General features: G+C 53.9%; 21 protein-coding genes, 1 tRNA gene and 1 riboswitch. Of the genes, 21 read left to right on the forward strand and 1 reads right to left on the reverse strand.

The genetic code is table 11. The annotated features are described in order from the left end of the window. Window positions 1–140: 140 nt before the first annotated feature. Genes BQ5462_RS04495 through BQ5462_RS04505 form a run of 3 tightly spaced genes read left to right on the forward strand, consistent with a single transcriptional unit; the run spans window position 141 to window position 2,673 of the window. Window positions 141–1,424 carry an amidohydrolase gene (locus BQ5462_RS04495; protein ID WP_071143305.1) on the forward strand — a complete coding sequence of 428 codons (1,284 nt, stop codon included), beginning with the start codon at window positions 141–143 and terminating at the stop codon, window positions 1,422–1,424. Beyond that, window positions 1,421–2,221, forward strand: a complete 801-nt coding sequence (locus BQ5462_RS04500) for a DUF3100 domain-containing protein (RefSeq protein WP_071142233.1) — start codon at window positions 1,421–1,423, stop codon at window positions 2,219–2,221. Before BQ5462_RS04495 ends, BQ5462_RS04500 begins: the two co-directional genes overlap by 4 nt. Further along, window positions 2,218–2,673, forward strand: a complete 456-nt coding sequence (locus BQ5462_RS04505) for a DUF340 domain-containing protein (RefSeq protein WP_071142234.1) — start codon at window positions 2,218–2,220, stop codon at window positions 2,671–2,673. The genes BQ5462_RS04500 and BQ5462_RS04505 overlap by 4 nt, the downstream gene beginning before the upstream one ends. 132 nt (window positions 2,674–2,805) lie before the next feature. On the opposite strand, the gene thiC is transcribed toward BQ5462_RS04505, so the two are convergent. After that, the gene (gene thiC, locus BQ5462_RS04510) at window positions 2,806–4,113 is read right to left on the reverse strand and encodes a phosphomethylpyrimidine synthase ThiC (protein ID WP_071142235.1); all 1,308 of its coding nucleotides are present in this window, start codon (window positions 4,111–4,113) and stop codon (window positions 2,806–2,808) included. Between the two features lie 72 nt (window positions 4,114–4,185). Next, window positions 4,186–4,282, reverse strand: a riboswitch (TPP riboswitch). Between the two features lie 230 nt (window positions 4,283–4,512). Between thiC and nifJ the strand changes: the two genes are divergently transcribed. The 18 genes from nifJ to tig all read left to right on the forward strand — a co-directional run bounded on the left by nifJ (window position 4,513) and on the right by tig (window position 26,381). Then, a complete protein-coding gene (nifJ, locus tag BQ5462_RS04515) occupies window positions 4,513–8,034 on the forward strand; it encodes a pyruvate:ferredoxin (flavodoxin) oxidoreductase (protein ID WP_071142236.1) in 3,522 nt (1,173 codons plus the stop codon). A 220-nt stretch (window positions 8,035–8,254) separates the two neighbouring features. Beyond that, complete coding sequence (locus tag BQ5462_RS04520; RefSeq protein ID WP_083378068.1) at window positions 8,255–9,859, forward strand: Na/Pi cotransporter family protein; 1,605 nt, start codon at window positions 8,255–8,257, stop codon at window positions 9,857–9,859. A gap of 179 nt (window positions 9,860–10,038) precedes the next feature. Beyond that, a complete protein-coding gene (locus BQ5462_RS04525) occupies window positions 10,039–10,587 on the forward strand; it encodes an LOG family protein (protein WP_071142237.1) in 549 nt (182 codons plus the stop codon). Window positions 10,588–10,609: 22 nt separating this feature from the next. Next, window positions 10,610–10,684, forward strand: a tRNA-Gly gene (locus tag BQ5462_RS04530). 107 nt (window positions 10,685–10,791) lie between these two features. Further along, window positions 10,792–11,544 carry a glycosyltransferase family 2 protein gene (locus tag BQ5462_RS04535; protein WP_071142238.1) on the forward strand — a complete coding sequence of 251 codons (753 nt, stop codon included), beginning with the start codon at window positions 10,792–10,794 and terminating at the stop codon, window positions 11,542–11,544. Window positions 11,545–11,563: 19 nt separating this feature from the next. Further along, window positions 11,564–12,493, forward strand: coding sequence for a glycosyltransferase family 8 protein (locus tag BQ5462_RS04540; protein WP_071142239.1), 930 nt, complete (start codon window positions 11,564–11,566; stop codon window positions 12,491–12,493). A gap of 233 nt (window positions 12,494–12,726) precedes the next feature. Further along, window positions 12,727–13,716, forward strand: coding sequence for an O-antigen ligase family protein (locus BQ5462_RS04545; RefSeq protein WP_159429673.1), 990 nt, complete (start codon window positions 12,727–12,729; stop codon window positions 13,714–13,716). Between the two features lie 32 nt (window positions 13,717–13,748). Then, on the forward strand, window positions 13,749–14,540 hold the full coding sequence (locus BQ5462_RS04550; RefSeq protein ID WP_083378070.1) for a glycosyltransferase family 25 protein: 792 nt from the start codon (window positions 13,749–13,751) through the stop codon (window positions 14,538–14,540). Then, the gene (locus BQ5462_RS04555; protein ID WP_071142241.1) at window positions 14,524–15,597 is read left to right on the forward strand and encodes a glycosyltransferase family 9 protein; all 1,074 of its coding nucleotides are present in this window, start codon (window positions 14,524–14,526) and stop codon (window positions 15,595–15,597) included. The genes BQ5462_RS04550 and BQ5462_RS04555 overlap by 17 nt, the downstream gene beginning before the upstream one ends. Continuing rightward, window positions 15,594–16,589, forward strand: a complete 996-nt coding sequence (locus BQ5462_RS04560) for a glycosyltransferase family 8 protein (protein WP_071142242.1) — start codon at window positions 15,594–15,596, stop codon at window positions 16,587–16,589. Before BQ5462_RS04555 ends, BQ5462_RS04560 begins: the two co-directional genes overlap by 4 nt. A gap of 556 nt (window positions 16,590–17,145) precedes the next feature. Next, window positions 17,146–17,472, forward strand: a complete 327-nt coding sequence (locus BQ5462_RS04565) for a nucleotidyltransferase family protein (protein ID WP_071142243.1) — start codon at window positions 17,146–17,148, stop codon at window positions 17,470–17,472. Further along, on the forward strand, window positions 17,427–17,810 hold the full coding sequence (locus tag BQ5462_RS04570; RefSeq protein WP_071142244.1) for an HI0074 family nucleotidyltransferase substrate-binding subunit: 384 nt from the start codon (window positions 17,427–17,429) through the stop codon (window positions 17,808–17,810). Before BQ5462_RS04565 ends, BQ5462_RS04570 begins: the two co-directional genes overlap by 46 nt. A gap of 117 nt (window positions 17,811–17,927) precedes the next feature. After that, window positions 17,928–19,955 (forward strand): LTA synthase family protein, encoded by a 2,028-nt coding sequence (locus BQ5462_RS04575; protein WP_071142245.1) that lies wholly within the window; start codon window positions 17,928–17,930, stop codon window positions 19,953–19,955. A gap of 225 nt (window positions 19,956–20,180) precedes the next feature. Further along, the gene (locus BQ5462_RS04580) at window positions 20,181–21,347 is read left to right on the forward strand and encodes a nucleotide sugar dehydrogenase (RefSeq protein WP_071142246.1); all 1,167 of its coding nucleotides are present in this window, start codon (window positions 20,181–20,183) and stop codon (window positions 21,345–21,347) included. A 9-nt stretch (window positions 21,348–21,356) separates the two neighbouring features. Continuing rightward, a complete protein-coding gene (locus BQ5462_RS04585) occupies window positions 21,357–22,355 on the forward strand; it encodes an NAD-dependent epimerase (protein ID WP_071142247.1) in 999 nt (332 codons plus the stop codon). 143 nt (window positions 22,356–22,498) lie between these two features. Continuing rightward, the gene (locus BQ5462_RS04590; RefSeq protein WP_071142248.1) at window positions 22,499–23,332 is read left to right on the forward strand and encodes a carbon-nitrogen hydrolase family protein; all 834 of its coding nucleotides are present in this window, start codon (window positions 22,499–22,501) and stop codon (window positions 23,330–23,332) included. 135 nt (window positions 23,333–23,467) lie between these two features. Next, window positions 23,468–24,874 (forward strand): alanine/glycine:cation symporter family protein, encoded by a 1,407-nt coding sequence (locus tag BQ5462_RS04595; RefSeq protein ID WP_071142249.1) that lies wholly within the window; start codon window positions 23,468–23,470, stop codon window positions 24,872–24,874. A 184-nt stretch (window positions 24,875–25,058) separates the two neighbouring features. Further along, complete coding sequence (gene tig, locus BQ5462_RS04600; RefSeq protein WP_071142250.1) at window positions 25,059–26,381, forward strand: trigger factor; 1,323 nt, start codon at window positions 25,059–25,061, stop codon at window positions 26,379–26,381. Window positions 26,382–26,384 lie beyond the last annotated feature (3 nt).

Here is a 26,384-nt window from a genome sequence, read left to right on the forward strand (position 1 = left end):
CAATACACAATAAATATGTAAAATAAAAATACATTGTTGATAAAATTGTGAAAAGAGCGTATTATAAGGGCGTACACAAATTTTATTTAGGGGGAGTGGTTATCACGGATAAAGAGGCGTTGAAACAAAAAGTATTTTCCATGATTGACGATTCGGAGGCAGAGTTGCGTGCCTATGCGGCAGATGTGGCTTCTGAACCGGAATATGGTTTCAAGGAATTCAAGACCTCTGCCAAACTGGCGGCCCAGTTCGACAAACTGGGGATCCCTTACCGCAAGGGGATGGCTGTGACGGCTGTCAAGGGTGTCCTGAAGGGCGGTCAACCAGGGCCTACGGTAGCCATCCTGGGAGAGCTGGATGCCATCGGCTGTCCGGACCATCCCAAGGCGGATCCGGATACAGGCGCAGCCCATGCCTGTGGCCACCATATGCAGCAGTCCTCCATGCTGGCCGCTGCCTACGGCCTGGCCAAAAGCGGTGTCATGAAGGAATTGTGCGGCAATGTGGTGTTCTTCGGGGTACCGGCGGAGGAATATATCCAGCTGGCCTATCGGAAAAAGCTGCGGAAAGAGGGCAAGATCCACTTCCTGTGCGGCAAGGGGGAGCTGATCTACGAGGGCGAATTCGATGACATCGATATGGCCATGATGATCCACTCCCGGAAAAAATCTCCGGAACCCCTGGTGGCCGTAGGCTCCAGCAGCAACGGCTTCATCGGCAAGACCATCCAGTATGTGGGGAAGAGCGCCCATGCGGCCGACGCACCGGATCAGGGTATCAACGCCCTGAATGCCGCCATGCTGGGGATTATGGGCATCAACGCCCTGCGGGAAACCTTCCGGGATCAGGATTCCGTCCGGGTCCATCCCATCATCACCAAGGGCGGCGACCTGGTGAACAACGTACCTGACGACGTGCGGATCGAAACCTACGTACGGGCCAAGACCATGGAAGCCATCGACTCCACCAACGCCAAGGTGGATGCGGCCTTGAAAGCCGGGGGCATGGCCATCGGTGCCAGGGTGAACATCGACACCCTGCCCGGGGAACTGCCTCTCATCTGCAACAAAGAAATGAATGACCTGTTCGTGGAGAACGCCAAGGATGCCTTTCCCGGTGTGAAGATCACCGATGCAGGCCACTTCAGCGCTTCCACGGATATGGGGGATGTTTCCCATCTGATGCCTGCCATCCATCCTTTCATCGGCGGCGTGGACGGACTGCTTCACGGACCGGATTTCAAAGTGGTGGATTTCAAATCGGCAGCCCTGATGCCGGGCAAAGCCTTTGCCGGAGTCGTCATCGATCTGCTCAGTGACGATGCCAAAGAAGCCAGAGCCATCCTGAAAGACTTCAAGCCGGCCCTGACCAGGGACCAGTACATTGCCAAAATGGATGGATATTTTAACGGGGAGGAACCATGATTAACTGGAAATTACACATTACGGCCATGGCCCTGGTGGTCATCGCCGAACTGATCGGAACGAAATCCTTCAATCTGGGGCCTGGGAAAGTGGTGTTCGTCCCCATGCTGTATGCCCTGATCCTGGGCATCCTGACCACCCCTAACTTCTTTAAGATCTCCAAACAGAAAGAAATGGAAGATGCCGGTTCCCTGGTGGGTGTCACCCTGATGCTGCTCATGGCCCGGTATGGTACCCTGGTAGGACCCACCCTGCCCAAAATCATCAGCGCCAGCCCGGCCCTGATCCTGCAGGAATTCGGCAACCTGGGGACGGTGTTCCTGGGGGTCCCTCTGGCTGTGGCCTTCGGGCTAAAGCGGGAGACCATCGGCGCCGCCCATTCCATCGCCCGTGAACCCAATGTGGCCCTGATCGGTGAACGGTACGGCCTGGACACTCCGGAAGGCCGGGGCGTCATGAGTGTGTACATTGCCGGTACCGTATGCGGCACCGTGTTCTTCGGGATCATGGCCTCCTTCCTGGCGGCCCTGAAGATCTTCCATCCCTATTCCCTGGCCATGGCCTCCGGGGTGGGGAGTGCCAGCATGATGTCCGCTTCTCTGGGAACCCTGACTGTCATGTATCCGGAAATGGCGGACCAGCTGGCGGCTTTTGCCACGGCGTCCAACATGCTCTCCGGCCTGGACGGGGTATATATGGCTGTGTTCCTGGCCCTGCCCCTGACGGAATGGCTGTATAAGAAATGCTGCATCATCAAATACGGCCATGTGCTGACCAAGGAGGAGGAAGGAAAATGAAAAGCTACACCTTACCGCAGACTGCGCTGATCCTGGTGATTACGGCCATCCTTTCTCTGGTGGCCAACACCCTTTCCAGCAAGTTCACGTTCATGGAGGCCGTGCCCGGTATGGTCATCCTGATCCTGATTTCCCTGGCCGGCATCGTGGCCGCCCGGATTATCCCCGGAGGCATCCCGGCCGTGGCCTACATCACCACCCTGGGCTGCATCCTGACCTTCCCCGGGTTCCCCGGTTCGGAAATCATCAGCATGTATATGAAGAAAGTGGGCTTTTTGGCTCTGTGCACGCCCATCCTGGCCTATGCCGGTATCTCCATCGGCAAGGAAATGGATGCGTTCAAGAAGACCGGCTGGCGGATCGTGGTCCTGGCCTGCGTGATCTTCATCGGGACCTACGTAGGTTCTGCTGCCATTGCGGAAGTGATCCTGAAAGTTCTGGGCCAAATCTAAATCAAAAAGCCGATGGCCCGAGGCCATCGGCTTTCCTTCACCAATCACTTACTCACTTAACCACTTAACCACTTAACCACTAATCACTTACACACTACCCACTAAAAAAAGGTGCCCCGAGGGCACCTTTTTTTAGTGATTCTTCTTCGCCTTGACTTCTTCCATGTACTCGTTCATGATCTTCACGGCACAGTAGTCACCGCACATGGAGCAGTATTCCTCGCTGCTCTTGTTCTTGGCGGCGCGGACCTTGCGAGCTCTTTCGGGATCGATGGCCAGTTCCATCTGTTTGTTCCAGTCCAGCACCTTCCGGGCTTTGGCCATGGCCAGATCCTGGGCGACAGCAGCGGGCAGGCCCTTGGCCACGTCAGCGGCATGGCCGGCGATTCGGGCTGCGATGACGCCTTCCTTGACATCATCGATGTCGGGCAGTCCCAGGTGTTCGGCCGGGGTCACATAGCACAGGAAGTTGGCACCGCTGACAGCCGCCAGGGTCCCGCCGATGGCGGAAGTGATGTGATCGTAGCCGGGAGCGATGTCGGTGACCAGAGGCCCCAGCACATAGAAGGGAGCTCCGTGGCAGATCCGTTTCTGCAGCTGCATGTTGGTGGCAATCTGGTTGTAGGGAACGTGGCCCGGTCCTTCTACCATGACCTGTACACCCTTGGCCCAGGCCCGCTGGGTCAGTTCACCCAGGTTCAGCAGTTCCTGGATTTGGGTCCGGTCGGTGGCATCGGCCAGGCAGCCGGGACGGCAGCCGTCACCCAGGCTGATGGTCACATCATATTTGGCGCAGATATCCACGATTTCATCATAGAATTCATAGAAGGGGTTTTCCTTGCCGTTGTGCAGCATCCATCCGGAAATAAAGGAACCGCCCCGGCTGACGATGTCCATCACACGGCCTTCGTGGATCAGGTTGTGCAGGCATTGGCGGGTCAGGCCGCAGTGCATGGTCATGAAGTCGGCCCCATCCCTGGCCTGTTTTTCCACGGTGGCCAGGATGTCGTCCTTATCCATTTCCGTCACCTTGCCATGGGCCTTGATGGCCTGCACGGTAGCCTGATAGATGGGCACAGTCCCCACCATGATGGTGGAGTGAGCGATGGTGGCCCGGCGGGAGGCATCGATGTTGTTGCCCGTGGACAGGTCCATGACGGCATCGGCACCGGCGTCGATGGCAGCCTGCAGTTTCTTCAGTTCCGGTTCCGGATCCGGAAAAGCGGAAGACGTACCGATGTTGGCGTTCACCTTGGTGGAAAGGCCTTCACCCACGCCCCGGGGAACCAGATTTTTGTGGTTGATGTTGGCAGGGATGCAAATGGTACCTTTGGCGATGCCATCCCGGATGAATTCAGGCGTTACCCCTTCCTGTCCGGCTACGGCCGTCATCTGGTCCGTAATGATTCCTTTCAATGCCGCTTGTCTCTGGGTCATCATGATTCAAAACTCCTCCTTTATCATACAACAAAAAACCGCTTTCCTCATAAGATCATAAGGAAAGCGGTCTTGCAGGCAAACCCACCACTTTCCTTCGTCGGTATTAACCGAATCAGGTTCAAAGGGTCGACCGTCAGGTCTCTCAGCGATAGCGCCCCTAGTGATTGTTGTATTTCAACTTTAACAAAAATCGCGCCAGAATGCAACAGGATTTTCAGGGATCGGTGAGGGATAAGTCACATCATAAGATGTTAGACAATTCACAATAAATTGTCTACAAATAAGAAAAAATTTATTTGAGATTCTGTTCAATTTGATATATAATGATAGACGACTAGGGGGACTATGGAAGTCTTACTCATCGTAGTCAGTATCTCTTAGAAAGAGGGGCTTTTGAAAATGAAAAAAATGAAGACAATGGATGGCAACACCGCGGCCGCATATACTTCTTATGCGTTCACGGAAGTTGCGGCGATCTACCCGATCACTCCTTCTTCTCCGATGGCAGAAGTCAGTGATGAATGGGCTTCTCATGGCAAGAAGAACATTTTTGGTCGTCCGGTACAAATCATGGAAATGCAGTCTGAAGCAGGTGCTTCCGGTGCTGTGCACGGTTCCCTGGCTTCCGGTGCTCTGACCACGACTTACACCGCATCTCAGGGCTTGCTGCTGATGATCCCGAACATGTACAAGATCGCTGGCGAACTGCTGCCTGCAGTTTTCGACGTAGCTGCTCGTTGCGTTGCTACCAGCTCTCTGAACATCTTCGGTGACCACAGTGACGTTATGGCAACCCGTCAAACCGGTTTTGCCATGCTGGCAGAAAGCGGCGTTCAGGAAGTTATGGACCTGACTGCTGTTGCTCATCTGTCCGCCATCAAAGGCCATGTGCCTTTCGTGAACTTCTTCGATGGGTTCCGTACTTCTCACGAAATCCAGAAGATCGAACTGCTGGACTATGAAGACCTGAAAAAACTGGTTGACTACGATGAACTGAAAAAATTCCGTGACCATGCGCTGAACCCGGATCATCCTGTAATCCGTGGTACCAACCAAAACCCGGATATTGACTTCCAGACCCGTGAAGCCGTCAACAAATATTATCTGGCTCTGCCGGAAATCGTTGAAGGCTATATGAAAGAAATCAGCAAACTGACTGGCCGTGACTACAAACTGTTCAACTACACCGGTGCTCCCGATGCAGAAAACGTTGTGGTCATCATGGGCAGCGGCGCACAGACTGTAGAAGAAGTTGTTAAGATCCTGGTTGGCCAGGGCGAAAAAGTGGGTGTCCTGAACGTTCACCTGTATCGTCCGTTCTCCGCCAAACACTTCTTCGAAGCAATGCCTAAGACTGTAAAACGCATTGCCGTTATGGATCGTACCAAGGAACCGGGTTCCAATGGCGAACCTCTGTACCTGGATGTCCGTGACATCTACTACAACAAGGCTGACCGTCCTCTGATCGTTGGCGGCCGTTATGGTCTGGGTTCCAAGGAATTCTATCCTGGCGACGTTCTGGCTATCTTCGATAACCTGAAAGCTGCTGAACCGAAAGATCACTTCACCGTGGGCATCGTTGATGATGTGACCAACACCTCTCTGCCGAAAGAAAAGACCCTGGATATCACTCCGAAAGGCACTGTATCCTGCAAGTTCTGGGGCCTGGGCTCTGATGGTACCGTTGGTGCCAACAAGATGGCCATCAAGATCATCGGCGATAAGACTGACAAATACGCTCAGGGCTACTTCGCTTATGACTCCAAGAAATCCGGCGGTATCACCGTTTCCCACCTGCGTTTCGGCGACACTCCGATCCATATGCCGTTCCTGATCAACTTCGCTGACTATGTAGCTGTACACAATCCTTCTTATGTACATCGTTACAACGTAGCCAACGGCCTGAAAAAAGGCGGCGTATTCCTGCTGAACTGCCCGTGGAAAGGCGAAGAACTGGAAAAGGAACTGCCTGGTCAATTGAAGAAATACCTGGCTGAAAACAACATCCAATTCTACACCATCGATGCTGTGAAGATCGCTTCTGAAATCGGTCTGGGCGGTCGTATCAACATGATCATGCAGGCAGCCTTCTTCAAACTGGCTAACGTAATCCCTGTGGAAGATGCTGTGAAGTACCTGAAAGAATCCATTGTCACCTCCTACGGCAAGAAAGGCCAGAAGGTGGTTGACATGAACAACGCAGCTGTGGATCAGGGCGTAAATGCCATTGTTAAAGTTGACGTTCCTGCTTCCTGGGCTAACTGCGAATATGAACCGCTGTACAAGAAGATCGGTGACGACTTCTATGACAACATCATGATCCCCATGACGGAACAGGAAGGCGACAGCCTGCCGGTATCCGCTCTGATGGGCCAGGCCGATGGTACCTTCCCGTCCGGTACTGCTGCTTTTGAAAAACGGGGTATCGCCATCAACGTTCCTGAATGGAACATTGAAAACTGCATCCAGTGCAACCAGTGCGCTCTGATGTGCCCGCATGCAGCTATCCGTCCGTTCCTGCTGACTGACGAAGAACTGAAGAATGCTCCGGAAGGCTTGAAAGCCAAACCGGCTCTGGGTGCAAAAGGCCTGAACTTCTGCATCACCGTAAGCCCGATGGACTGCCAAGGCTGCTCCAACTGCGTGGATGCCTGCCCGGGCATGAAAGGCAACAAGGCTCTGGCCATGAAACCTTTCGCTACGCAGGAAGGCCGCGCTCCGATCTGGGATTACTGCGTGAAGGAAGTTTCTCCGAAACAAAACCCGATGAAGACTTCCACCATCAAAGGTTCTCAGTTCGAACAACCGCTGCTGGAATTCTCCGGCGCCTGCGCTGGTTGCGGCGAAACTCCGTATGCCAAACTGGTTACCCAGCTGGTCGGCGACCGCATGATGATCGCCAACGCTACGGGCTGCTCCTCCATTTGGGCTGCTGCTGCTCCGTCCATGCCGTACACCACCAACCACAAGGGCCATGGTCCTGCCTGGGCTAACTCCCTGTTCGAAGACAACGCTGAATATGGTCTGGGTATGTACCTGGGCGTAAAAGCTGTCCGCGATCGTCTGGTTGATGAAATGAAGGCTGCTGAAGCTGTTGCTTCCGACGACCTGAAGGCCGCTATGGAAGACTGGATCGCCAACAAGGACGAAGGCGAAGGCTCTCGTGCCCGCGCTGAAAAACTGGTTGAACTGCTGGAAGCTGAAAAAGCCGGCAAACCGGAACTGGAAAAACTGTATGAAAACAAACAGTTCTTCGTGAAACGTTCCCAGTGGATCTTCGGCGGCGACGGCTGGTCCTATGATATCGGTTACGGCGGTGTAGACCACGTACTGGCCTCCGGCGACGATGTAAACATCATGGTATTCGATACCGAAGTTTACTCCAACACCGGCGGACAATCCTCCAAATCTACTCCTGAAGCTGCTGTTGCTCAATTCGCTGCTTCCGGTAAGAGAACCAAGAAGAAGGATCTGGGCATGATGGCCATGACCTATGGTTATGTCTATGTTGCTCAAATCAACCTGGGTGCCGACAAGAACCAGGCTCTGAAAGCCATCAGAGAAGCAGAAGCTTATCATGGTCCTTCCCTGATCATCTGCTACTCTCCTTGCATCAACCATGGTATCAAGAGAGGCATGCAGCACTCCTTCCTGGAAGCCAAGGCTGCTGTTGACTGTGGTTACTGGTCCTGCTACCGGTACAACCCTGAACTGAAGAAGGAAGGCAAGAAGTCCTTCTTCCTGGATAGCACCAAGACTCCGAACTTCGACGAATTCGAAAACTTCCTGAAGGGCGAAGTACGGTATGCTTCCCTGGCTAAGGGCTTCCCTGATATCGCTGAAGACCTGTATGCCAAGACCAAGAAAGACGCTGAAGAACGTCTGGCTGGTTATGTGAAACTGGACGCTGAAGACAAATAATCTTCAGGGATCCTTCATAACGGGGCTGTCGAAAGACAGTCCCGTTATTTTTATGCTTTTTTGAAATTCCATGATAGATTTTGCAAAAGTGTTCAGAATGTTGCATATATCTCTTTTTTGCTGGTGTAACGGAAATAGATGTGGTAAAATTTAAAAGTATACATACTCTCTTTATCTATAATTGAAAAGGATTTATAGCGCTATCGCGGAGGAGATCATCTTGGTTCAGCTTTTCTTGTTTTTAGGCGGCATCTCACTTTTCCTGTACGGCATGCAGCTCATGGGCGACGGCCTGCAGCAGGCAGCCGGTGCCAGACTCCAGAAAATCCTGGGGCAGCTCACCAAAAAGACCATCTACGGGGTGGCTCTGGGGGCTGGGGTCACGGCCGTGCTCCAGTCTTCCAGCGCAACCACGGTGATGACCGTAGGCCTGGTCAATGCCGGCTTGATGAATCTGGAACAGGCATTCGGCATCGTCATGGGGGCCAATATCGGGACCACCATGACCGCACAGCTGATTGCCTTCAATCTGACTGATTACATCACCCTGATTATCGCTATCGGCTTCGTCATGCAGATCGTCTGCAAGAAACGGACCCTGAAGAACCTGGGCTATGTGCTCCTGGGATTTGGGATCCTGATGCTGGGCATGAGCATGATGAGCAATGCGGTGGTGCCTCTGCGGAGCGATCCCCGGATTGTGGAATACCTGGGCCGGTTCTCCAGCCATCCCATCCTGGGCCTCTTGACCGGTCTGTGTATGACCCTGGTGATTCAGTCTTCTTCTGCCACCATCGGGATCCTGATGGCCATGGCCAGCCAGGGGCTGATTCCCCTGGAAGGGGCCATCTCCGTCATCTTGGGGGATAACATCGGTACCTGCATCACTGCCGTCATCGCAACCCTGCAGAGTGGCCTGAACGCCAAACGGGTGGCCTGTTCCCATGTGATGTTCAACCTGTGCGGCAGTATCATCGCTCTGTGCCTGCTGCCTTTCTTCATCGATTTTGTCCGTTCCATTTCTCCGGCAGGGAACATTGGACGGCAGATCGCCAATGCCCATACCACTTTCAACGTGGTGAACACCTGTATCTTCCTGCCCCTGGCGCCGTACTTCACCCGGTTCATCAAAAAGATCATGCCCGGGGAAGAAAACGACATTTCCTACCAGCCCAAGTACCTGGACAAAAACGTGCTGGGTACGCCGGCTGTAGCTCTGGGCCTTGCCACCAAAGAAGTGGTGCGCATGGGTGACTTGGCCCTGGAAAACATCCGGAAATCCTTCCACTGTGTGGATGCCTATAACAAAAAGGATGTGGAATTCATCCTGGAACATGAACCGGTGATCGACAGCCTGGAAGAGGCCATTACCGTGTACCTGACCAAGATGAGCGAAAAGAATATGACCAAGGAGATGAGTAATCTCCATACGGGTCTGCTCCATGCCTGCAACGACATCGAACGCATCGGCGACCATGCCGAAACCATCGCCAAACGGGTGCGCAGCATGCACGAGGATGGCACTACGTTCTCGCCGGAAGCCAACCGGGAAATGAAGGAACTGGAAGTGCTGGTGGTGGAAGCTGCCAGTAAGGCAATGAAAGCCCTGGAACTGGAGGACAAGGACCTGGCACGGGAATCCCTGGACTTCTCCCATCAGGTGAAGATCAAGCAGAAGGCCATGCGCAAGAGCCACGTGGAACGGCTGAATGAAGGAATCTGCACGCCGGAAACCGGCTTTGTCATGCTGGAACTGCTGATCAACATGAAGCGGGTCAGCGACCACAGCAAAAATATTTCTCAGCTGGTACTGGGAGATTTCTAAGAGGATGTGAAAAATACTTTTTTCACATCCTGTCACTAGTCACTAGCCGATGGTAAAAATTTGCAAGCAAATTTTAATGATTTTGTAGCATCAAAAGGACCTGTCTTTTAGAGGCGGGTCCTTTCCATAAGCTGCAGACTAGTGACTAGAGACTAGTGACTGCAAAAAAGGAGGCAATCATGAACATCACTGTCTATCTGGGTGCCAACCCGGGAAACCGGGCCTGCTATGCCCGGTATGCCTATGAACTGGGCCAGTGGATCGGCCGGAACGGCCATACTTTGGTTTATGGTGGCAGCCGGACCGGCCTTATGGGTAAAATGGCCGATGGAGCACTGGAAGCCAAAGGACGGGTCATCGGGGTGGAACCCCGTTTCTTTGTGGAAAAGGAACTGCAGCACGAAGGGATCAGTGAACTGATCGTCACCGAGACCATGGGCCAGCGGAAAGCGAAAATGCTGGAGCTGGGGGAAGTGTTCCTGGCGTTTCCCGGGGGTGTGGGTACCCTGGAAGAAATCAGCGAAGTCATGAGCCGGGAAAAAATGGGGCTGCTGTCCAAACCCTTTGCCTTTTTGGATTTCGAAGGCTATTACCAGCCCCTGAAAGTCCTGCTGGAGACCATGGCCGACGAAGGGTTTGTGTGGAAAGAATGGGCGGACAAGGTCCCCTTCCTGCCGGATGTCCAGGCTGTTGAAAAATTCATTCTTGACACATTTCCAAAACTGTAATATACTATATAAGTAATCCAATGCGGAAGTAGCTCAGTGGTAGAGCATCACCTTGCCAAGGTGGGGGTCGCGAGTTCGAATCTCGTTTTCCGCTCCAGTTGAATCTTGACGCTGTCACCCGGTGACAGCGTTTTTCTTTTGCTTTTCCTTGCCATCCCTGTATCTTTACGATAAACTAGTAATGAATATGCAAAGGAGACGACCATGGGAACCTGTACCGTAGCCATTTTGACGAAAAACGAAGAAAACCATATCCTGGATGCCATCGCGTCTGCCAAACCCTGCGCTGAGCAGATCCTGGTGGTGGATTCCGGCAGTACGGATCACACCGTACCTTTGGCCCGGGAAGCAGGGGCGGACGTGGTGTTTCGGGACTGGGACAATGATTTTGCGGCCCAGAGGAATTTTGCCCTGCAGCAGGCTGCCGGTGACTGGATTCTCTATCTGGACGCAGATGAACGGATGACCCCGGAACTGGTCCGGGAAGTGAACAAAATCAAGGCCGGGGCCCTGGACCATCAGTATTCCTTCAAACGGATCAACCGGGCTTTTGGCCATCAGTTCCATTTCGGTGCTTTCGGTCCGGATCGGGTGAAACGCCTGTTCCCCCGGGATACTGTGGAATGGGTGGGCAAGGTCCACGAACGGCCTGAATGCCGGCTGCCGTTGAAGGAGCTGTCGGAAGCCCTGCTCCATGAGACCTATGATTCCTATCAGGAGTGGTGGGACAAGGCCGGAAAGTATACCAGCCTGTGGGCTGAAGAAGCCTGGGCCCGGGGCAGACGGGCCACAGCCGGAGCCGCGGTACGCCATGCCCTGGGGGGCATGGTAAAGGTGTATCTGCTCCAGGGCGGATTCCTGGAAGGAAGCAGAGGCTTCATCGCCATGCTGCAGCACGGTCTGTATACGGCGGTGAAGTATATGAAACTGGTGGAGAAACAGCAGGAGAAAAAATAAAACCAAAGGGGGTGCTGGTATGGAAGAAATCGCTGTAGTACTGGCAGCCGATGACAACTATGCCCAGCATGGAGCCGTGGCCTGTGCCTCCATCCTGGCCAACCACAAGAAACCATTGCCGGTCCATTTTTATTTCTTCAGCGACGGCATCAGCGAAAAGAAGGAAGCGGCCATTGCGGCGACGGTCACCGGGCAGAAGGGAAGCATCACGTTCATTCCCACCGGGAAACTGGACATCAAGGCTCATACCAGCGGTCATGTGAACCGGGCAGCCTATCTGCGCCTCCTGATCCCCAAACTGGTCCCTGAGACGGTGGATCGGGTGATTTACCTGGACACGGACCTGGTGGTGCTGGGGGAAATCCAGGAACTGTGGGAGATGGAATTGCAGGGGAAACCCATCGGGGCCGTTCCGGATCTGGGGATCCTGGCTTCCTCCCGGATGCGACGGCAGAAGGAAGAAACCCTGGGAATCCCGGAGGGAGAACTGTATTTCAATTCCGGCGTAATGGTCATGGATGTGGCTGCCTGGCGCAGCAGGGGATATGGCCGGCAGGTGATGGAGTGCGTGGAAAAGGGAAATTTCCGCCACCATGACCAGGATGGGCTGAACAAGGTGTTCTACCACAACTGGCAGGTATTGCCCCTGCGCTGGAATGTGATCCCGCCGGTGTTTACCCTGCCGGTGAAAGTCCTGCGGAAATCCCGCTGGCGGAACCTGGCCCTGGAGGCCCTGGAACGGCCAGCCATCTTCCATTGGGCGGGGCGGTACAAACCTTGGGAATTTGCGCCCCGAGGACGGTTCAATGAAAAATACTATACGTATCTGGCACAGACCGCGTTTGCCGGGGCCAAGATGCCCCAACCGGGAAAGGATATGAAGGGGAAATCCATTACCCGGCAGGAAGTCCGGCTGAAGCTGGCGGAATTGTGGAAGAAGTTGTTTTGAGAAAGTTGGGGGAATATTAAGAAATGAATTCAGGAAATTGGTTGCAATGGATGCTTCTAACGATTCCCAACCTATATTTATTTTTTCTGTGCAGTACAAAATGGAACGCAGGAACCAGCATCAGCGCCGGATTTTTGGGGGTTCTGATTCTGGTGATGTACGGGTGGAAGAAACAGAAAATATGTTGGAACTCCCCCTTATTCCTTTTATGCTATGTTTTTTTTATGGGAAGTGTGGTCCTTGCTTCCTGGCTGACAGGGGATAAGGCTTCTTTCCAACTGTCCATTAAGTTTTTATCCTATTCCCTTCCGTTCTGGTTATTGTATCTGATTCTGCAGCAGAGCCCTTCCCTGTTCCAGAGCACGTTCTGGGGGATGCTGACCGGCTCCTGGGTACTGCTGGCTTTGACCTGCCAGGATATCCTGCATCCGCTGAAGGATGGACGGGTCCATGCTTCCTTTGCGTCTGCCAATAATTTTGCCATGTGTCTGGAAGCCATCCTGCCTCTGCTGTGGCTGGAAACCCTGCAAGTCCGGAAGGAATACAAGAATTCGGCCCGAGGAAAGGTCCTGTTTGTGGTCGCACTACTGACCAGTCTCCTGTTGACTGGGGCCCTGGTCCTGAGCAAATCCCGGGGTGGGATTGCCGGCTTTCTGCTGGGAGCGGTGACTGTGGTTATTGCTTCCCTGCTGCAAAAAAAGAAGGATTGGCCGCTGCAGAAGAGACTGATTGTCCTGGTGGTGGCCTTGGGTGTCGTTGCCGTGGGAGTTTTCCGGGGAACCCTCGCATTCAATCAGCGGTCCTATGATGGGGAACGGCTGCTTCTAGCCCAGTCTGCTTACCATATGTGGGAGGACCATAAGCTCTACGGAGTTGGATTCCAGCAGTGGAATCGGGTTTATCAGGCGAAATACATCCTGCCGGGAGCCAAGGAACCGACCCTGTCTCTGGCCCACAACAATGTGGCCAACTTTTTTTCCGGGACGGGGACGTTGGGAGGCCTGGGCTATCTGTTTTTCACCTTTGGTTCTCTTGCTGTTTTACTATGTAAGCTTGATCAAACGCGTGACAATATTTATGGTAAGATGATGGTGTGGGTCTGGTTGGCTTTTTTTATCCATGGGATGGTGGATAACAGCTTATATGCCAGGTTCAATACAAGATTATACTTTGCTATGTGGGGAATTTCTTTGGCGGCATTTTTACCCCCAAAGAAAGCATAGAAAAGAATCAATGCGAAGGGAAGTTGTTGTACGTGGCGTATTTTTTCCATTATGTCATCAGTGCCCAACCGATGAGTAAGAGAAAAGAACGGATAATGGAACAGTTTGCCCAATGGGGAATGAAGCCGAATTTCTTTGATGCCATCATGGGGAATGAGCTATCAAAGGAAAAATTGCTGAAATTGTCAGCTTCCGAGGGCTTGCTGACCCTTGGGGAAATCGGCTGTGCCCTGTCCCATCTTGGGGTCTACCGGAAACTGCTGGAGAGCCGGGAACCTTGTGTGTATGTATTTGAAGACGATGCAAAGTTTACGGATGCGTTCATGGAACTGCAGCCAAAAATCCAGCAATTCATGGAAGAGCAGACGAAACCCACCGTCCTGCTCCTTTACACCATCAATGGCCGGAAAAAAGTCTGCCGGAAACTCGATTCCAAAGTTTCCATTATGCGAAGTCTGGCGGGAACAAGGGCCCATGCCTATGTGCTGAATCGGTCAGCGGCCCGGAACCTGTTGAAAGCCCAGACTCCGGTGAAAATCGAACTGGATGCCTGGGCTATCTATCAGAAATTGGGATTCATTCGGTTATACTGTCTGAACCAAAATGTGGTAGGTCTGGACAGGGAACTGGAAAAAGCTTCTACCATCGATCAAATTTCGAAGCGGGGCGGGAGAGATCAGGGAAAAATACAGCGAATCAAAGACCGGCATATAAAAAACTGGTATAATCATCTGACGACAGCAGAAAAAATAGCCTTTTTTGAAAGACGCATCTGCCGTCATATTCAGGAACTGTATTACGAGAACAATGAAAAAAACTTATAAAAATATATTTATCGACGGCATCATGCATATGGGGGATATGATCATGACCGCCTCCGTGTTTCCGGTCATTCGGAAACATTGTCCAGAGGCCCGGATCTCTTATCTGTGCAGTGCCAATCTGGCCTTTGTTGCCAATCTGCTGGAGGGGCCCGATGAAGTGATCCCCTACAGCTACCACAGCAAAGGCGGGTATATGGATGTGTACCGTCTGGGAAAGAAACTGGGCAAGCATCACTTCGACCTGGGAATTTCCCTGGACCCCCGGGAACGGGTGACCCTGATGAAATGGTTTGCTGCCATTCCGGAACGGATCAGCCTGGAACAGGCCCTGGGCTGGAAACTGGGCTGGGAACGGCTGTTCTATACCCGGGATCTGGCGCTGCCCAGGGGATGGTCCTATCAGGAACATTCCATGGCAGCCAGCTTCCAGCGGCTCATGCGGGATTTCTTCCACGATCCGGAGATGGCCTTTGACCCGGTGCGGCTGAAACCGGCTCCGGCAGAAGACCGGAAATGGGCTGCCCGGCTGCTGCAAAAGGAGCAGCCCCGGGGAAAGAAAATCGCCCTGTGCATCCAGACCACATCCCGCACCAAGGACTGGCCGGTGGAACGGTTCAGCGCCGTTTGTGACTGGCTGGTGGAAACCTATGACGCCACCTTGTTCCTTACGGGGATCCCGTCCCATGAGGAACGGGGCAAGGCCATCCTGCAGGGCATGGAACATGGGGAAAGGGTGGTGGATCTGATTGGAGTCACCACCTTTACCCAGCTGGTGGGACTTTTGGAAAAAATGGATCTGCTGCTGTCCCTGGATACAGGAACAGCCCACGTCGGTGCGGCGGCAGGCTGCCCGGTGGTGACTCTCTTTACGTTCAATTCCCCGGTGATTTATCGGCCACCGGGAAAATACTGCGAGGGAGTCAGTGGCCATCTGGCCTGTTCAGGGAAGCATATCTGCATCGGTCCCAGCCGCTGTCCAAAAAATGATTGTGTAGAAGTGGTCACTGTGCCCATGGTGCAGAGGGCCATTCAGAAGATCTTTCAGGAGACAAAATGAAAACATTTGAACTCGGCTTTTTTGATTTGGACAATTTCATCAAGAAACAGGAAACCTTTGATTTCCTGCCCACAGGGGGAAAAGAGCCCTGGCATGTGGCCTACAATGTGAATGATCCCTTCTTCCAGATCATGGGGGCTTCCCTGGTATCCGTCCTGGAAAACAATCCGGGACAGCCCTTGGTGTTCCATCTGTTCACCGATGGCTACAGCCGGGAGAATGCGGACAAAGTGCGGCAACTGGCGGAAAAATGGCACTGCCGCTGCGTATTGTATGAACTGAATATGGAACCGTTCCAGGATTTCCACGTGAAGGTGGCCCGGTTTTCCCGGATCACCTACGGCCGGTTGTACATGGCCAAAGTCCTGAAAAAGGAAACGGACCGGTTCCTGTATCTGGATGCGGATACCATGGTGATCCGGCCGCTTAAGAAACTGTTTTCCCTGGATATGACGGGGAAGGCCATGGGGGCCGTTTCCGAGCGGCCCAAAGATGCGGCCTATCGGGGCGGCTATCTGAAACTAAAGAATGGGAAGTACTTCAACGATGGAATCATGATCATCAACATTCCGGAATGGGAAAAGCAGGGCATTACGGAAAAAGCATTTTCTTTCCAGAAGGAACCCAGGGAACGGTTCCTGGGCCAGAGCCAGGACGTGCTGAATCTGACGTTCGACGGCACGAATCTGTTCCTGCCGCCGGTGTACAACGAGTTCGGCGGGGGCGAGGACGATCAGGGCCGGGGCGTGATCATCCACTGGACCGGCCGGCGGAAGCCCTGGCAGATGGTGCTGGCACCCTTCGATGCCCAGTGGCGGAAATACAACGAACTGTCGCCCTGGGACACCATTACGAATACGCTGCCCATCAAGAAGCCGGAGAACTACCACGACTTCAAGCAATGGGCCAAGTACCGGAAAAAAGAGAGCCTCACCGATTACCTGTGGGGCATGGGCTGGTATGCGATTTTGAAAATCAGATACAAGTTGTAAAAAAGAAGGGTTGCGAATGGGCAACCCTTCTTTTTGTCATACGTTGTAGGGGCGGTTCGGTGAACCGCCCGCCCCAGGAAGCCCAATGCCGACCGGCATTGGGCGTTTTGGTGTCGGGGTGGAACGTTGCTGACGAAGCAGTCCGGGGCACCGTCCGTCGACACAACGTCGCCTCGCTACGATTTTCCGCCTCGCCGTTCCAATCCGCCTCCCGCCAACGCGCTTCGCTTGAACGAGGCTCCCGGCGGATGAGCGAAACGGGAAATTGCTTCACGCTCGGCTCCATGGTCGTCGGCCGGCGCCCCGGCCTGCCTGGGTGGCAATCTCCGAAGCATAGTGCAGGCGGGTCGATCACAGCGATCGACCCCTACGGTGTGGCGATGCTGTCATACTCTCCGGGCGTTACGGTCGCAGTGTCCATTGCGGGGGCGGGCGTACCATTGGTACGCCCGCCTGCTTCCAGGCATGTGTTCCTTGCTTTTCCTTCGTACGCATTGATATAATAATGACAAATCAGATTTGCCCTTTATGATATGAAAAGAGGAGCGAGCACATCATGGATGGCACCGGAACTTTGCAGAAAACGAAAGAGATTGTTCTTAAGGCATTGGGTGATCAAGATGTCCAGATTTATCTTTTTGGTTCCTGGGCCCGTCATGAGCAAAAACGAAGTTCAGACATCGATATTGCTATTGAAGGGAAAGAGGATATTTCTGCGTCTGTACGAAAAGTACGGGAGCAATTGGAAGATTCCACCATTCCTTTTCGCTTTGACGTGGTCGATATGGGCTTTGCCAGTGAAATATTGAAGCAGAGAATCCGCAGGGAGGGAATCTTATGGAAAAAATTCAGGAACGATTTGAACTTGCCCAGAAAGCGTTGAATAAACTCCATGAACTGGCTTCCAAAACGGAATTGAATGATGTGGAACGGGATGCTTTGATCCAGCGTTTTGAATTTTCTTTTGAAATCCTCTGGAAATGTGCCAAAGAATACCTCTACACAGAAGAAGGTATCGACGCCGCTTCTCCAAAGAAAGTTATCCGCTATTGCCGGGAACTGGGAATCCTGGACGAGGAACAGACGGTACAGGCTTTGCAGATGGCGGATGATCGGAATTTGACGACCCATACGTATGATGAATCGTTTGCCAAAGCAGTGGTGGAACGGATCCGGGAGTATGATCCCCTGCTGCAGACCTGGCTGGAAAAACTTCACTAATTGATTCCTTTTCGTTTCAAACGCAAATGCAACGCAAAAGTTTTCGTTGCATTTGCGTTTCGTTTGTTGTTAGAATAAAATGATACGAAAAGGAAGTCCCATAAAGGAGGTTCGACTTTGTTTCAAATATTCTATGAATCCATGCAGCAGGATGCGAAGCTGTTCCTGTTCTTTCCCATCCTGTGTGCGGTGTTCCGTCTGATTTTCATCAAAGTGTACAAACCCTACCGCAGCCTGAAAGGGAAGGGCAAGGTCATCTGGCACTGCTTCCGCTACGGGTTCTGGTGGGGCATGGATTTCAATGCCTATGTGTTCCTGATCCCTCTGGTTCTCCTGTCCCTGCCCGGGGCGTTCTTCCCGGTGTGGCACAAATGGGGGGACACCCTGCGGCTGGCGGGGGGCCTGGTGTACAGCCTGGTGCTGTACCTGGCCTTTGCCGGGAAGATGATCTTCTACAAGCACTTCCACGACATCTTCAACCAGACCATGAAGCTGGGGGCCAAGGCGGAAAAACACAACCTGGCGGACATCTTCTTCCACCAGGACCACGGCGCCTGGGTCCTGCTGGGCATCCTGCCCTACCTGTGGGTGTGTGCCCAATGCATCCAGGCCCTGCTGGGGCTGCCCAGCTTCCAGTACCTGGACTTCTTCAATCCCATCCTCCATTACGGGTATAACACGGTGATCTTCCTGGGTTGCATTGCAGCTTTCTACTGGTTCCGGTACGGAGGCACCTTCTGGCATGATGACAAGCCGGAATGGGACACCATCCCCAGCGTGGTGAAAAAAGACATCTTCTTTGCCAAGGCCACCGTGGATGATCTGGTGGCCCTGGAACAGGTGCTGAAGCATAAGCTGAATCCGGCCTATGAGCATACGGATGAGCAGGATCTGAAGGCCATCCAGCCTTTTTTGACGGAGAAGACGCCTATCGCCCAGCTGCCCAACCCGGCCTACGGGTTCAAGCGGACGGCGAAAGGACCGAAGATTACGAAACCCACCCACATCTTCCTGTTTGTGGGGGAAACGTACCTGCAGCAGTTCTTCGATCCCCAATTTGCCTGTCTGAACCTGGTGTCGGGCGGCAGGCAGCTGATGGAGGATCCCCATACGGCCAGGGTGACCAGCGCCCTGTCTGCGGGCATCATCTCCCGGCCGTCCATCGTCAGCCTCATGAGCGGCATCTTCGACGCCGGCCTGGAGCTGAACGAAAAGGAAAGCTTCTGGAAAAACAACCTGCCCACGGCCCTGCCCCGGCAGCTGAAGAAGCTGGGGTACCATTCCACGTACTGGTATGGGGGTAACGTGACCTACGGCAACTTCAACCAGTTCGCTCCGGCCTGCGGATTCGACCAGGTGATGACGGCCACGGACTTCTGCGGCCCTGATGCGCCCAAGACCTGGGTGGGGGTGTACGACAACGTGTTCCTGGAAAAGGCGGCGGAGCTGATCCAGCAGCAGGAACAGCAGAACGGGCCTTACCAGTTCCACTTTATTTACACCACCAGCTACCATGGACCGTTCAAGATCCCCTTGGCGGACTATGGGTACGACCCGGAGAAGGTCATGCCCGACGCGCCCCGGGATGTGCGGAAGGATAAGGAAATCCAGAAGAACCTGGGCACGTTCTGGTTCTCGGACCAGGCCCTGGGCAAATTCATCCGCACCATGCGGAAGGCGTACCCGGACTGCCTGTTCATCCTTACCGGGGACCATTCCATCGACATGAGCCCGGTGCTCAGCAAGACGTCGCTGATGCACCGGGATTGCAACCTGCGGGAGCGGCACAGCCCGGTGCTGCTGATGAACCACCGGGAACTGGACAAATCCAGTTTTGCCGGCAATACCATCGGCAGCCACATGAACATCGCCCCTACTCTCTTCGAACTGATCGCCCCCAAAGGGTTCACCTATTATTCCCTGTATCCGTCCCTGCTGGAACCCATCGACCATGTGGTATCGCCCTACCACTGGCTGCGCAAAGACGCCTATGGCAGTTATGGACAGGACTTCTACCAGCCCCTGGGCAGGGGCCACGGACCGGAGGAACTGGTGGAAGGGCCGAAGCCCTATATGGAGGAGCGGGAAGCCTGGCTGGATCTGACCGGCTACCTGGTCCGCCATCCGGAACTGGTGAACAGGTGAGCGGGGTTGTTGTTATTTGTCCGCCCCTGAAAGGGGCGGGGGACCGTTACGCATCGGCGCAATGGTGGTGGGGTTTTACACCGGGTGTGAGACCCCTACCCGCAAGCGGGTCCTTTCCCCCTTTCAGGGGGACACGGCCCAAGCCTGCGACCCAAGGCGCTGTGAATTTTTTCACAGCGCCTTTTGTGGTATAATAAAATGATTGCAGGAAAGGAGTTGCCACTCATGAAAATCGCGATTGCAGGTACGGGGTATGTGGGCCTTTCCAACGGGCTCCTGCTGGCCCAGCACCAGGAAGTGGTGGCGCTGGACATCGTACCGGAAAAAGTACGGATGCTGAACGAAGGCAAGTCGCCCCTGGTAGATGCGGACATTACCCGCTTTTTGAAGCGGAAGGACATCCGTTTCCGGGCTACCCTGGACCCGAAGGACGCCTTCACCGGCGCAACATATATCATCATCTCCACCCCCACGAACTACGATCCCCACAAGAACTTCTTCGACACTTCCTCCGTGGAAACGGTCATCGAAGAAGTTCTGGATATCAACCCGGACGCCGTCATGGTCATCAAATCCACGGTGCCGGTGGGGTATACCCGACAGATACGGCAGCAGTTCCACACGGATAACATCATTTTCTCCCCGGAATTTCTGCGGGAAGGGAAAGCGTTGTACGACAACCTCCATCCTTCCCGGATCGTGGTGGGGGAAGATTCGCCCCGGGCCCGGAAATTTGCGTCCCTTCTGGCGGAAGGCGCCGATAAAAAGGATATCCCCATGCTGTTCACCGGTTCCACGGAAGCCGAAGCCATCAAGCTGTTTGCCAACACCTATCTGGCATTGCGGGTGGCCTACTTCAATGAACTGGATTCCTATGCGGAGATGCGGGGCCTTTCCACTGCCCAGATCATCAAGGGGGTCTGCCTGGATTCCCGGATTGGCGATTTCTACAACAATCCATCCTTCGGATACGGGGGCTATTGCCTGCCCAAGGATACGAAGCAGCTGCTGGCCAACTACCAGGATGTGCCCCAGAACCTGATTTCGGCCATCGTGGACGCCAACCGCACCCGCAAGGACCATATCGCCGACGAGATCCTCTCCCGGGGACCGAAAGTGGTGGGGGTGTACCGGCTGACCATGAAGAGCGCCTCGGACAATTTCCGCTCGTCCGCCATCCAGGGGGTCATGAAACGGATCAAGGCCAAGGGAATTCCGGTGGTGGTGTACGAACCCACGCTCCACGAACCGGAATTCTTCCACAGCAAAGTGGTGAACGACCTGGCCGCCTTCAAGGCCCAGAGCGATGTAATCGTGGCCAACCGCTGGTCCGATGACCTGGCGGATGTGAAAGACAAAGTCTATACCCGGGATCTGTTCGACCGGGACTAAGGAGAACCCATGGAACCATTTGACGCCAACCAGAAAATCCTGATTACCGGAGCTGCCGGCTTCATCGGCTACCATCTGGCCAAACGGCTGCTGAGCCTGGGGGTCCGGGTGGCCGGCCTGGACAACATGAATGCCTATTACGATGTGCAGCTGAAAAAGGATCGGCTTGCCCGGCTGCAGCTGTATCCGGCCTTTTCCTTCACGGAAGGGGACCTGGCCGACGCAGCAACCGTGAATCAGATCTTCGAGGATTTCCAGCCGGACATTGTGGTGAACCTGGCCGCCCAGGCCGGGGTGCGCTACAGCATCGACCATCCCCGGGAATACATCGATTCCAACATCATTGGCTTCTTCAACATTCTGGAGGCCTGCCGGCACCATAGGCCGAAACACCTGCTGTTCGCCTCCAGCTCGTCCGTGTACGGCAACCAGAAGAAGACACCTTTTTCCACCACGGACAATGTAGACCATCCCATCAGCCTGTACGCGGCCACGAAGAAGTCCGACGAACTGATGGCCTACACGTACTGCCACCTGTACGGCATCCCCGCCACCGGGCTCCGGTTCTTTACGGTGTACGGACCCTTCGGCCGTCCCGATATGGCCTATTTCAAATTCACCAATAAAATCATGGCCGGTGAACCCATCACCATCTTCAATCACGGAGATATGTACCGGGACTTCACCTATGTGGACGATATCGTTACCGGGATCCAGGATATGCTGTGCAATCCGCCCAAACCCAACGGAGAAGGGGACCGGTACAAAATCTATAACATCGGCAACAACCATCCGGAAAAGCTGATGACCTTTATCGAGACCCTGGAGGAAGCCATCGGGAAAAAGGCAGAAAAGGAATTCCTGCCCATGCAGCCCGGGGACGTATACCAGACCTATGCGGATGTAAGCGAACTGGAAAGGGATTTCGGGTTCAAACCCGGGACCACCATCCAGGAGGGGCTGGGCAAGTTCGCAAAGTGGTATAAGGAGTATTACCATATCAAGTGATGGAACCCACCACCAGCCTGACGGCTGGTCCCCCGCCCTTGAAAAGGGCGGATATATGGCACAGGAGCCCACCACCAGCCTGACGGCCGGTCCCCCGCCCTTGAAAAGGGCGGATATCTTTGCTCCACGGAAAGGAGAACCCTATGACTTCATTCATTGCTGCTGCCATCCAGATGGATTCCCAGGATGACAAAAGGGCCAACCTGGCTGCTGCCGAAGGCTATATCCGGGAGGCGGCTGCCGAAGGGGCCCAACTGGTGGTCCTGCCGGAATCCATGAACTACATTGGCCGGAATATGGCCCAGGAAGCGGAATCCATTCCGGAAGGTCCAACGTTCCAGCGACTGTCCAGCCTGGCCAGGGAACTGGGCCTGTGGCTGGAAGCCGGAAGCATCTATGAACGCAATCCGGAAGACCCGGACCGGCCTTTCAACACCGCCTTCCTGGTGGATCCCCAGGGCCTCATGGTGGCCAAATACAGCAAGCTCCATCCCTTCGATGTGGTGCTGCCCAATGGAGTCACCAGCCGGGAAAGCGACCGGGTGGCTCCCGGCCATGCCGTGGTCACGGTGGATACGGAATGGCTTCGGACGGGAATGGCCATCTGCTACGACATCCGATTCCCGGAAATGTTCCGGCTCATGGCCCTGGAAGGGGCGAAGCTGTTTCTGGTACCGGCCAACTTCACCGTCAACACCGGGAAGGACCATTGGGAGATTCTTCTGCGGGCCCGGGCCATTGAGAACGAGTGTTATGTGGTGGCGGCCAACCAGATGGGGAAGAAACCCCGATTCACAGCCTATGGCAATTCCATGATCATCGACCCCTGGGGTACGGTAATCGCCCGGTCTTCCGACAAGCCGGGGATCATCCTGGCGGAAATCGATCCGGAATACGTGACTCGGATACGTCAGAGTACGTTTACCCTGGACAACCGGCGGCCGGATGTGTATGAACTGAACAAAAAAAGGCTGTGATTTTTCACAGCCTTTTTTCTGTAATTTGTATAATTTTCTGCATTTCCAGTGGTTATCGTGTATAATAATATGTACATATTATATGGTTTTTCCGATGAGGAGGGAAAAACCCCATGAAAGGGAGGACAACAATCAATGTCACAACTACTCACCACAATGGATGACGTCCTGTATTACCCCATCCTGATCATCGTCCTGCTGGCGGCCGGTCTGTTCTTTACAGTTCGGACCCGTCTGATCCAGTTTCGGTGGTTCCGGGAATGCATCCGCGTCGTGATGCAGAAGCCCAGCAAAGAGGGATCTGTTTCTTCATTCCAGGCCCTGATGGTTTCCACCGCTTCCCGGGTAGGGACCGGCAACATCATCGGCATCTCCACAGCCCTGTGCCTGGGCGGCTTCGGTGCTGTGTTCTGGATGTGGGTCATCGCCATCATCGGCGGCGCCACGGCTTTCATTGAAAGTACCCTGGCCCAGGTGTATAAACGGCGGGATGCCAATGGCGACAGCTATGGCGGACCGGCCTATTACATCGAAATCGCACTGCACAACAAACTGCTGGCCAGCGCCTTTGCTTTCTTCCTGATCATTACCTATGCCGGCGGTTTCAATGCCCTGGCTTCCTACAACCTCCAGTCCACATTCAGCGTATATGGCTTTTATGACAAGGGAACCACGCCCTGGATCATCGGAGCCATCCTGGCACTGCTGGTGGGTTACTGCCTGGTGGGCGGCGGCAGACGGATCATGCGGGTGACGGAAATCCTGGTGCCTTTCATGGGAGTCCTGTATGTGCTGCTCAGCCTGGTGATCATCGTCATGCACCTGAACATGATCCCTTCCGTACTGGGCGCCATGTTCGCCGATGCCTTTGACTTCCAGAAGATCCTGGGAGGCATCAGCGGTTCCTGCATGATGTATGGCATCAAACGGGGCCTGTATTCCAATGAAGCCGGTGTAGGGTCTGCCCCCAACGCGGCAGCCGCTGCCGACGTTTCCCATCCGGCCCAGCAGGGTCTGGTGCAGATGCTGTCCGTCTTCATCGATACCCTGCTGTGCACCTCCACGGCTCTCATGTGCATGTTCTCCGGGGTGATCCCCACCAAGGCCCTGGCCGGGGCTCCCTATGTACAGAAAGCCACCCAGGTGGACTTTGGCAATTTTGGCCCCATCATGATCACCGTAGCCATGGTGCTGTTCGCCTTCACCACCCTGATCGGGAACCTGTTCTATGTGGACAACTGCCTGGCCTACCTGAACGGCAAGAAGACCCCCGGCAAGGGTTTCATGAAACTGTTCAGGATCGTGGCTGTGCTGGTGATCTTCGTAGGTGCCGGGATGTCCATGGACAATGCCTGGGCCGTGGCGGATATCTGCATGGCCTTCATGTGCCTGATCAACATCCCTTCCATCCTGGCCCTGAACGGAACCGCCATCGCGGTGATGGATGATTATGGCCGCCAGCTGGATGCCGGGGTGGAGAACCCGGTGTTCAAAGCCAAAAATATCGGACTGGATGATTCCGATCTGGAATTCTGGAAATAACCGGTAAAAAGGCAAAGAAAAAAGCTGCTTCCGATCCTCACGGAAGCGGCTTTTTCTGTCTTTTTGTTGCTTATTTCCACCTTTTGTGCTATGCTATATGAGCGGTTTTTTAAGCTATTACAGACAGACTGTTAAGCATCCCATAGGAATAATGGCTGACAGCATGTGAGGAGGATTTTTTTAAATGAGCGTTTCCGTTGAAAGAAAAGGTAATGAAGCAACTCTGAAAGTATCTTTGCCGGTAGAAGACGTAGCAAAAGCCTTTGAAAAAGCAGTTGCCAAGATCAATAAACAAGTGACGATCCCTGGCTTCCGTAAGGGTAAAGCACCCCGCCGGGTCCTGGAACTGCACGTTGGTAAAGATGCCATCAAAGAAGAAGCCTTTGAAATCGCTGCCAATGAACAATATAGAGAAGCCCTGAAAGAAAACTCCTGGGTGCCTGTTTCCGATCCTGAAATCAAAGATTCCACCTTCGAAGAAGGAAAACCCATGGAAATGACCCTGGTGGTCACCCTGCGTCCGGAACCGGAACTGGGCGAATACAAGGGCCTGGATGTGGAAAAGAAAGAAAAAGAAATCACCGACGCGGATGTGGATAAAGAAGTTGAAAATCTGCAGAAACGGGCTACCAAGATGGTAGAAGCTCCGGAAGGCAAAGCCCTGGAAAAAGGCGATCTGGCCATCATCGATTTCGCCGGCACCATCGACGGCGAAGCTTTTGACGGCGGCGAAGGCAAGGGCTATCCCCTGGAAGTGGGCAGCGGCAGCTTCATCCCGGGCTTTGAAGACCAGCTGGTGGGCCTGAAAAAGGGCGACTCCACGGATGTAAACGTAACCTTCCCGGAAGATTACATGGCCAAGGAACTGGCCGGTAAAAAGGCTGTGTTCAAAGTGACTGTACAGGATGTCAAAGTCAAAGACGTTCCGGAAGTGACCGATGAACTGATCGCCGCCAACAGCGACAGCAAGACCGTGGCTGAATTCCGTGAAAAGACCCTGGACCGTATGAAGAAGGCCGAAGCCCAGCGCGCTCAGTCCGCTTACGAAGCTGACCTGATCAAAAAGGCTGTGGACAACGCCAAATTCGAAGTCCCTGATGTGATGGTTACCCAAAGAGCCAACCAGATGATGGATGAACTGGCCCTGAACCTGGAACAGCATAAGATGAGCCTGCCTCTGTACCTGCAATATCTGGGCAAGGATGTAAAGACTTACCGGGATGAACAGAAACCGGTAGCTCTGGAAAACATCAAGACCGATCTGGTACTGGATGCCATTGCTCTGCAGGAAAAGATCCAGGTGACTGAAGACGAAATCCGCAAGGAAATGGAACAACTGGGCGCTATGCATGGTGCTACCCTGAGACAGGTCGAAAAGATCGTCAAGGAAAATGGCTCCCTGGCTGTGCTGGTTGCCAACATTGCCCGCCGGAAGGCAGCCCGTCTGGTCATCGACAGCGCCAAGAACGCTCCGAAGGCTGAAGAAGCTGCTGCAGAAGAAAAATAAAAC

The organism is Acidaminococcus timonensis, assembly GCF_900106585.1.
In the GTDB taxonomy this organism is placed as follows: Bacteria; Bacillota; Negativicutes; order Acidaminococcales; family Acidaminococcaceae; genus Acidaminococcus; species Acidaminococcus timonensis.

Coding starts and splice junctions, on each gene's coding strand:
- BQ5462_RS04590 (WP_071142248.1), top strand. CDS start 22,499: ATGACTTCATTCATTGCTGCTGCCATCCAGATGGATTCCCAGGATGAC.
- BQ5462_RS04555 (WP_071142241.1), top strand. CDS start 14,524: ATGAAAAAAACTTATAAAAATATATTTATCGACGGCATCATGCATATG.
- BQ5462_RS04565 (WP_071142243.1), top strand. CDS start 17,146: ATGGATGGCACCGGAACTTTGCAGAAAACGAAAGAGATTGTTCTTAAG.
- BQ5462_RS04505 (WP_071142234.1), top strand. CDS start 2,218: ATGAAAAGCTACACCTTACCGCAGACTGCGCTGATCCTGGTGATTACG.
- BQ5462_RS04540 (WP_071142239.1), top strand. CDS start 11,564: ATGGAAGAAATCGCTGTAGTACTGGCAGCCGATGACAACTATGCCCAG.
- BQ5462_RS04495 (WP_071143305.1), top strand. CDS start 141: ATGATTGACGATTCGGAGGCAGAGTTGCGTGCCTATGCGGCAGATGTG.
- BQ5462_RS04525 (WP_071142237.1), top strand. CDS start 10,039: ATGAACATCACTGTCTATCTGGGTGCCAACCCGGGAAACCGGGCCTGC.
- BQ5462_RS04595 (WP_071142249.1), top strand. CDS start 23,468: ATGTCACAACTACTCACCACAATGGATGACGTCCTGTATTACCCCATC.
- BQ5462_RS04580 (WP_071142246.1), top strand. CDS start 20,181: ATGAAAATCGCGATTGCAGGTACGGGGTATGTGGGCCTTTCCAACGGG.
- BQ5462_RS04560 (WP_071142242.1), top strand. CDS start 15,594: ATGAAAACATTTGAACTCGGCTTTTTTGATTTGGACAATTTCATCAAG.
- BQ5462_RS04535 (WP_071142238.1), top strand. CDS start 10,792: ATGGGAACCTGTACCGTAGCCATTTTGACGAAAAACGAAGAAAACCAT.
- BQ5462_RS04500 (WP_071142233.1), top strand. CDS start 1,421: ATGATTAACTGGAAATTACACATTACGGCCATGGCCCTGGTGGTCATC.
- BQ5462_RS04585 (WP_071142247.1), top strand. CDS start 21,357: ATGGAACCATTTGACGCCAACCAGAAAATCCTGATTACCGGAGCTGCC.
- tig (WP_071142250.1), top strand. CDS start 25,059: ATGAGCGTTTCCGTTGAAAGAAAAGGTAATGAAGCAACTCTGAAAGTA.
- nifJ (WP_071142236.1), top strand. CDS start 4,513: ATGAAAAAAATGAAGACAATGGATGGCAACACCGCGGCCGCATATACT.
- thiC (WP_071142235.1), bottom strand. CDS start 4,113: ATGATGACCCAGAGACAAGCGGCATTGAAAGGAATCATTACGGACCAG.
- BQ5462_RS04570 (WP_071142244.1), top strand. CDS start 17,427: ATGGAAAAAATTCAGGAACGATTTGAACTTGCCCAGAAAGCGTTGAAT.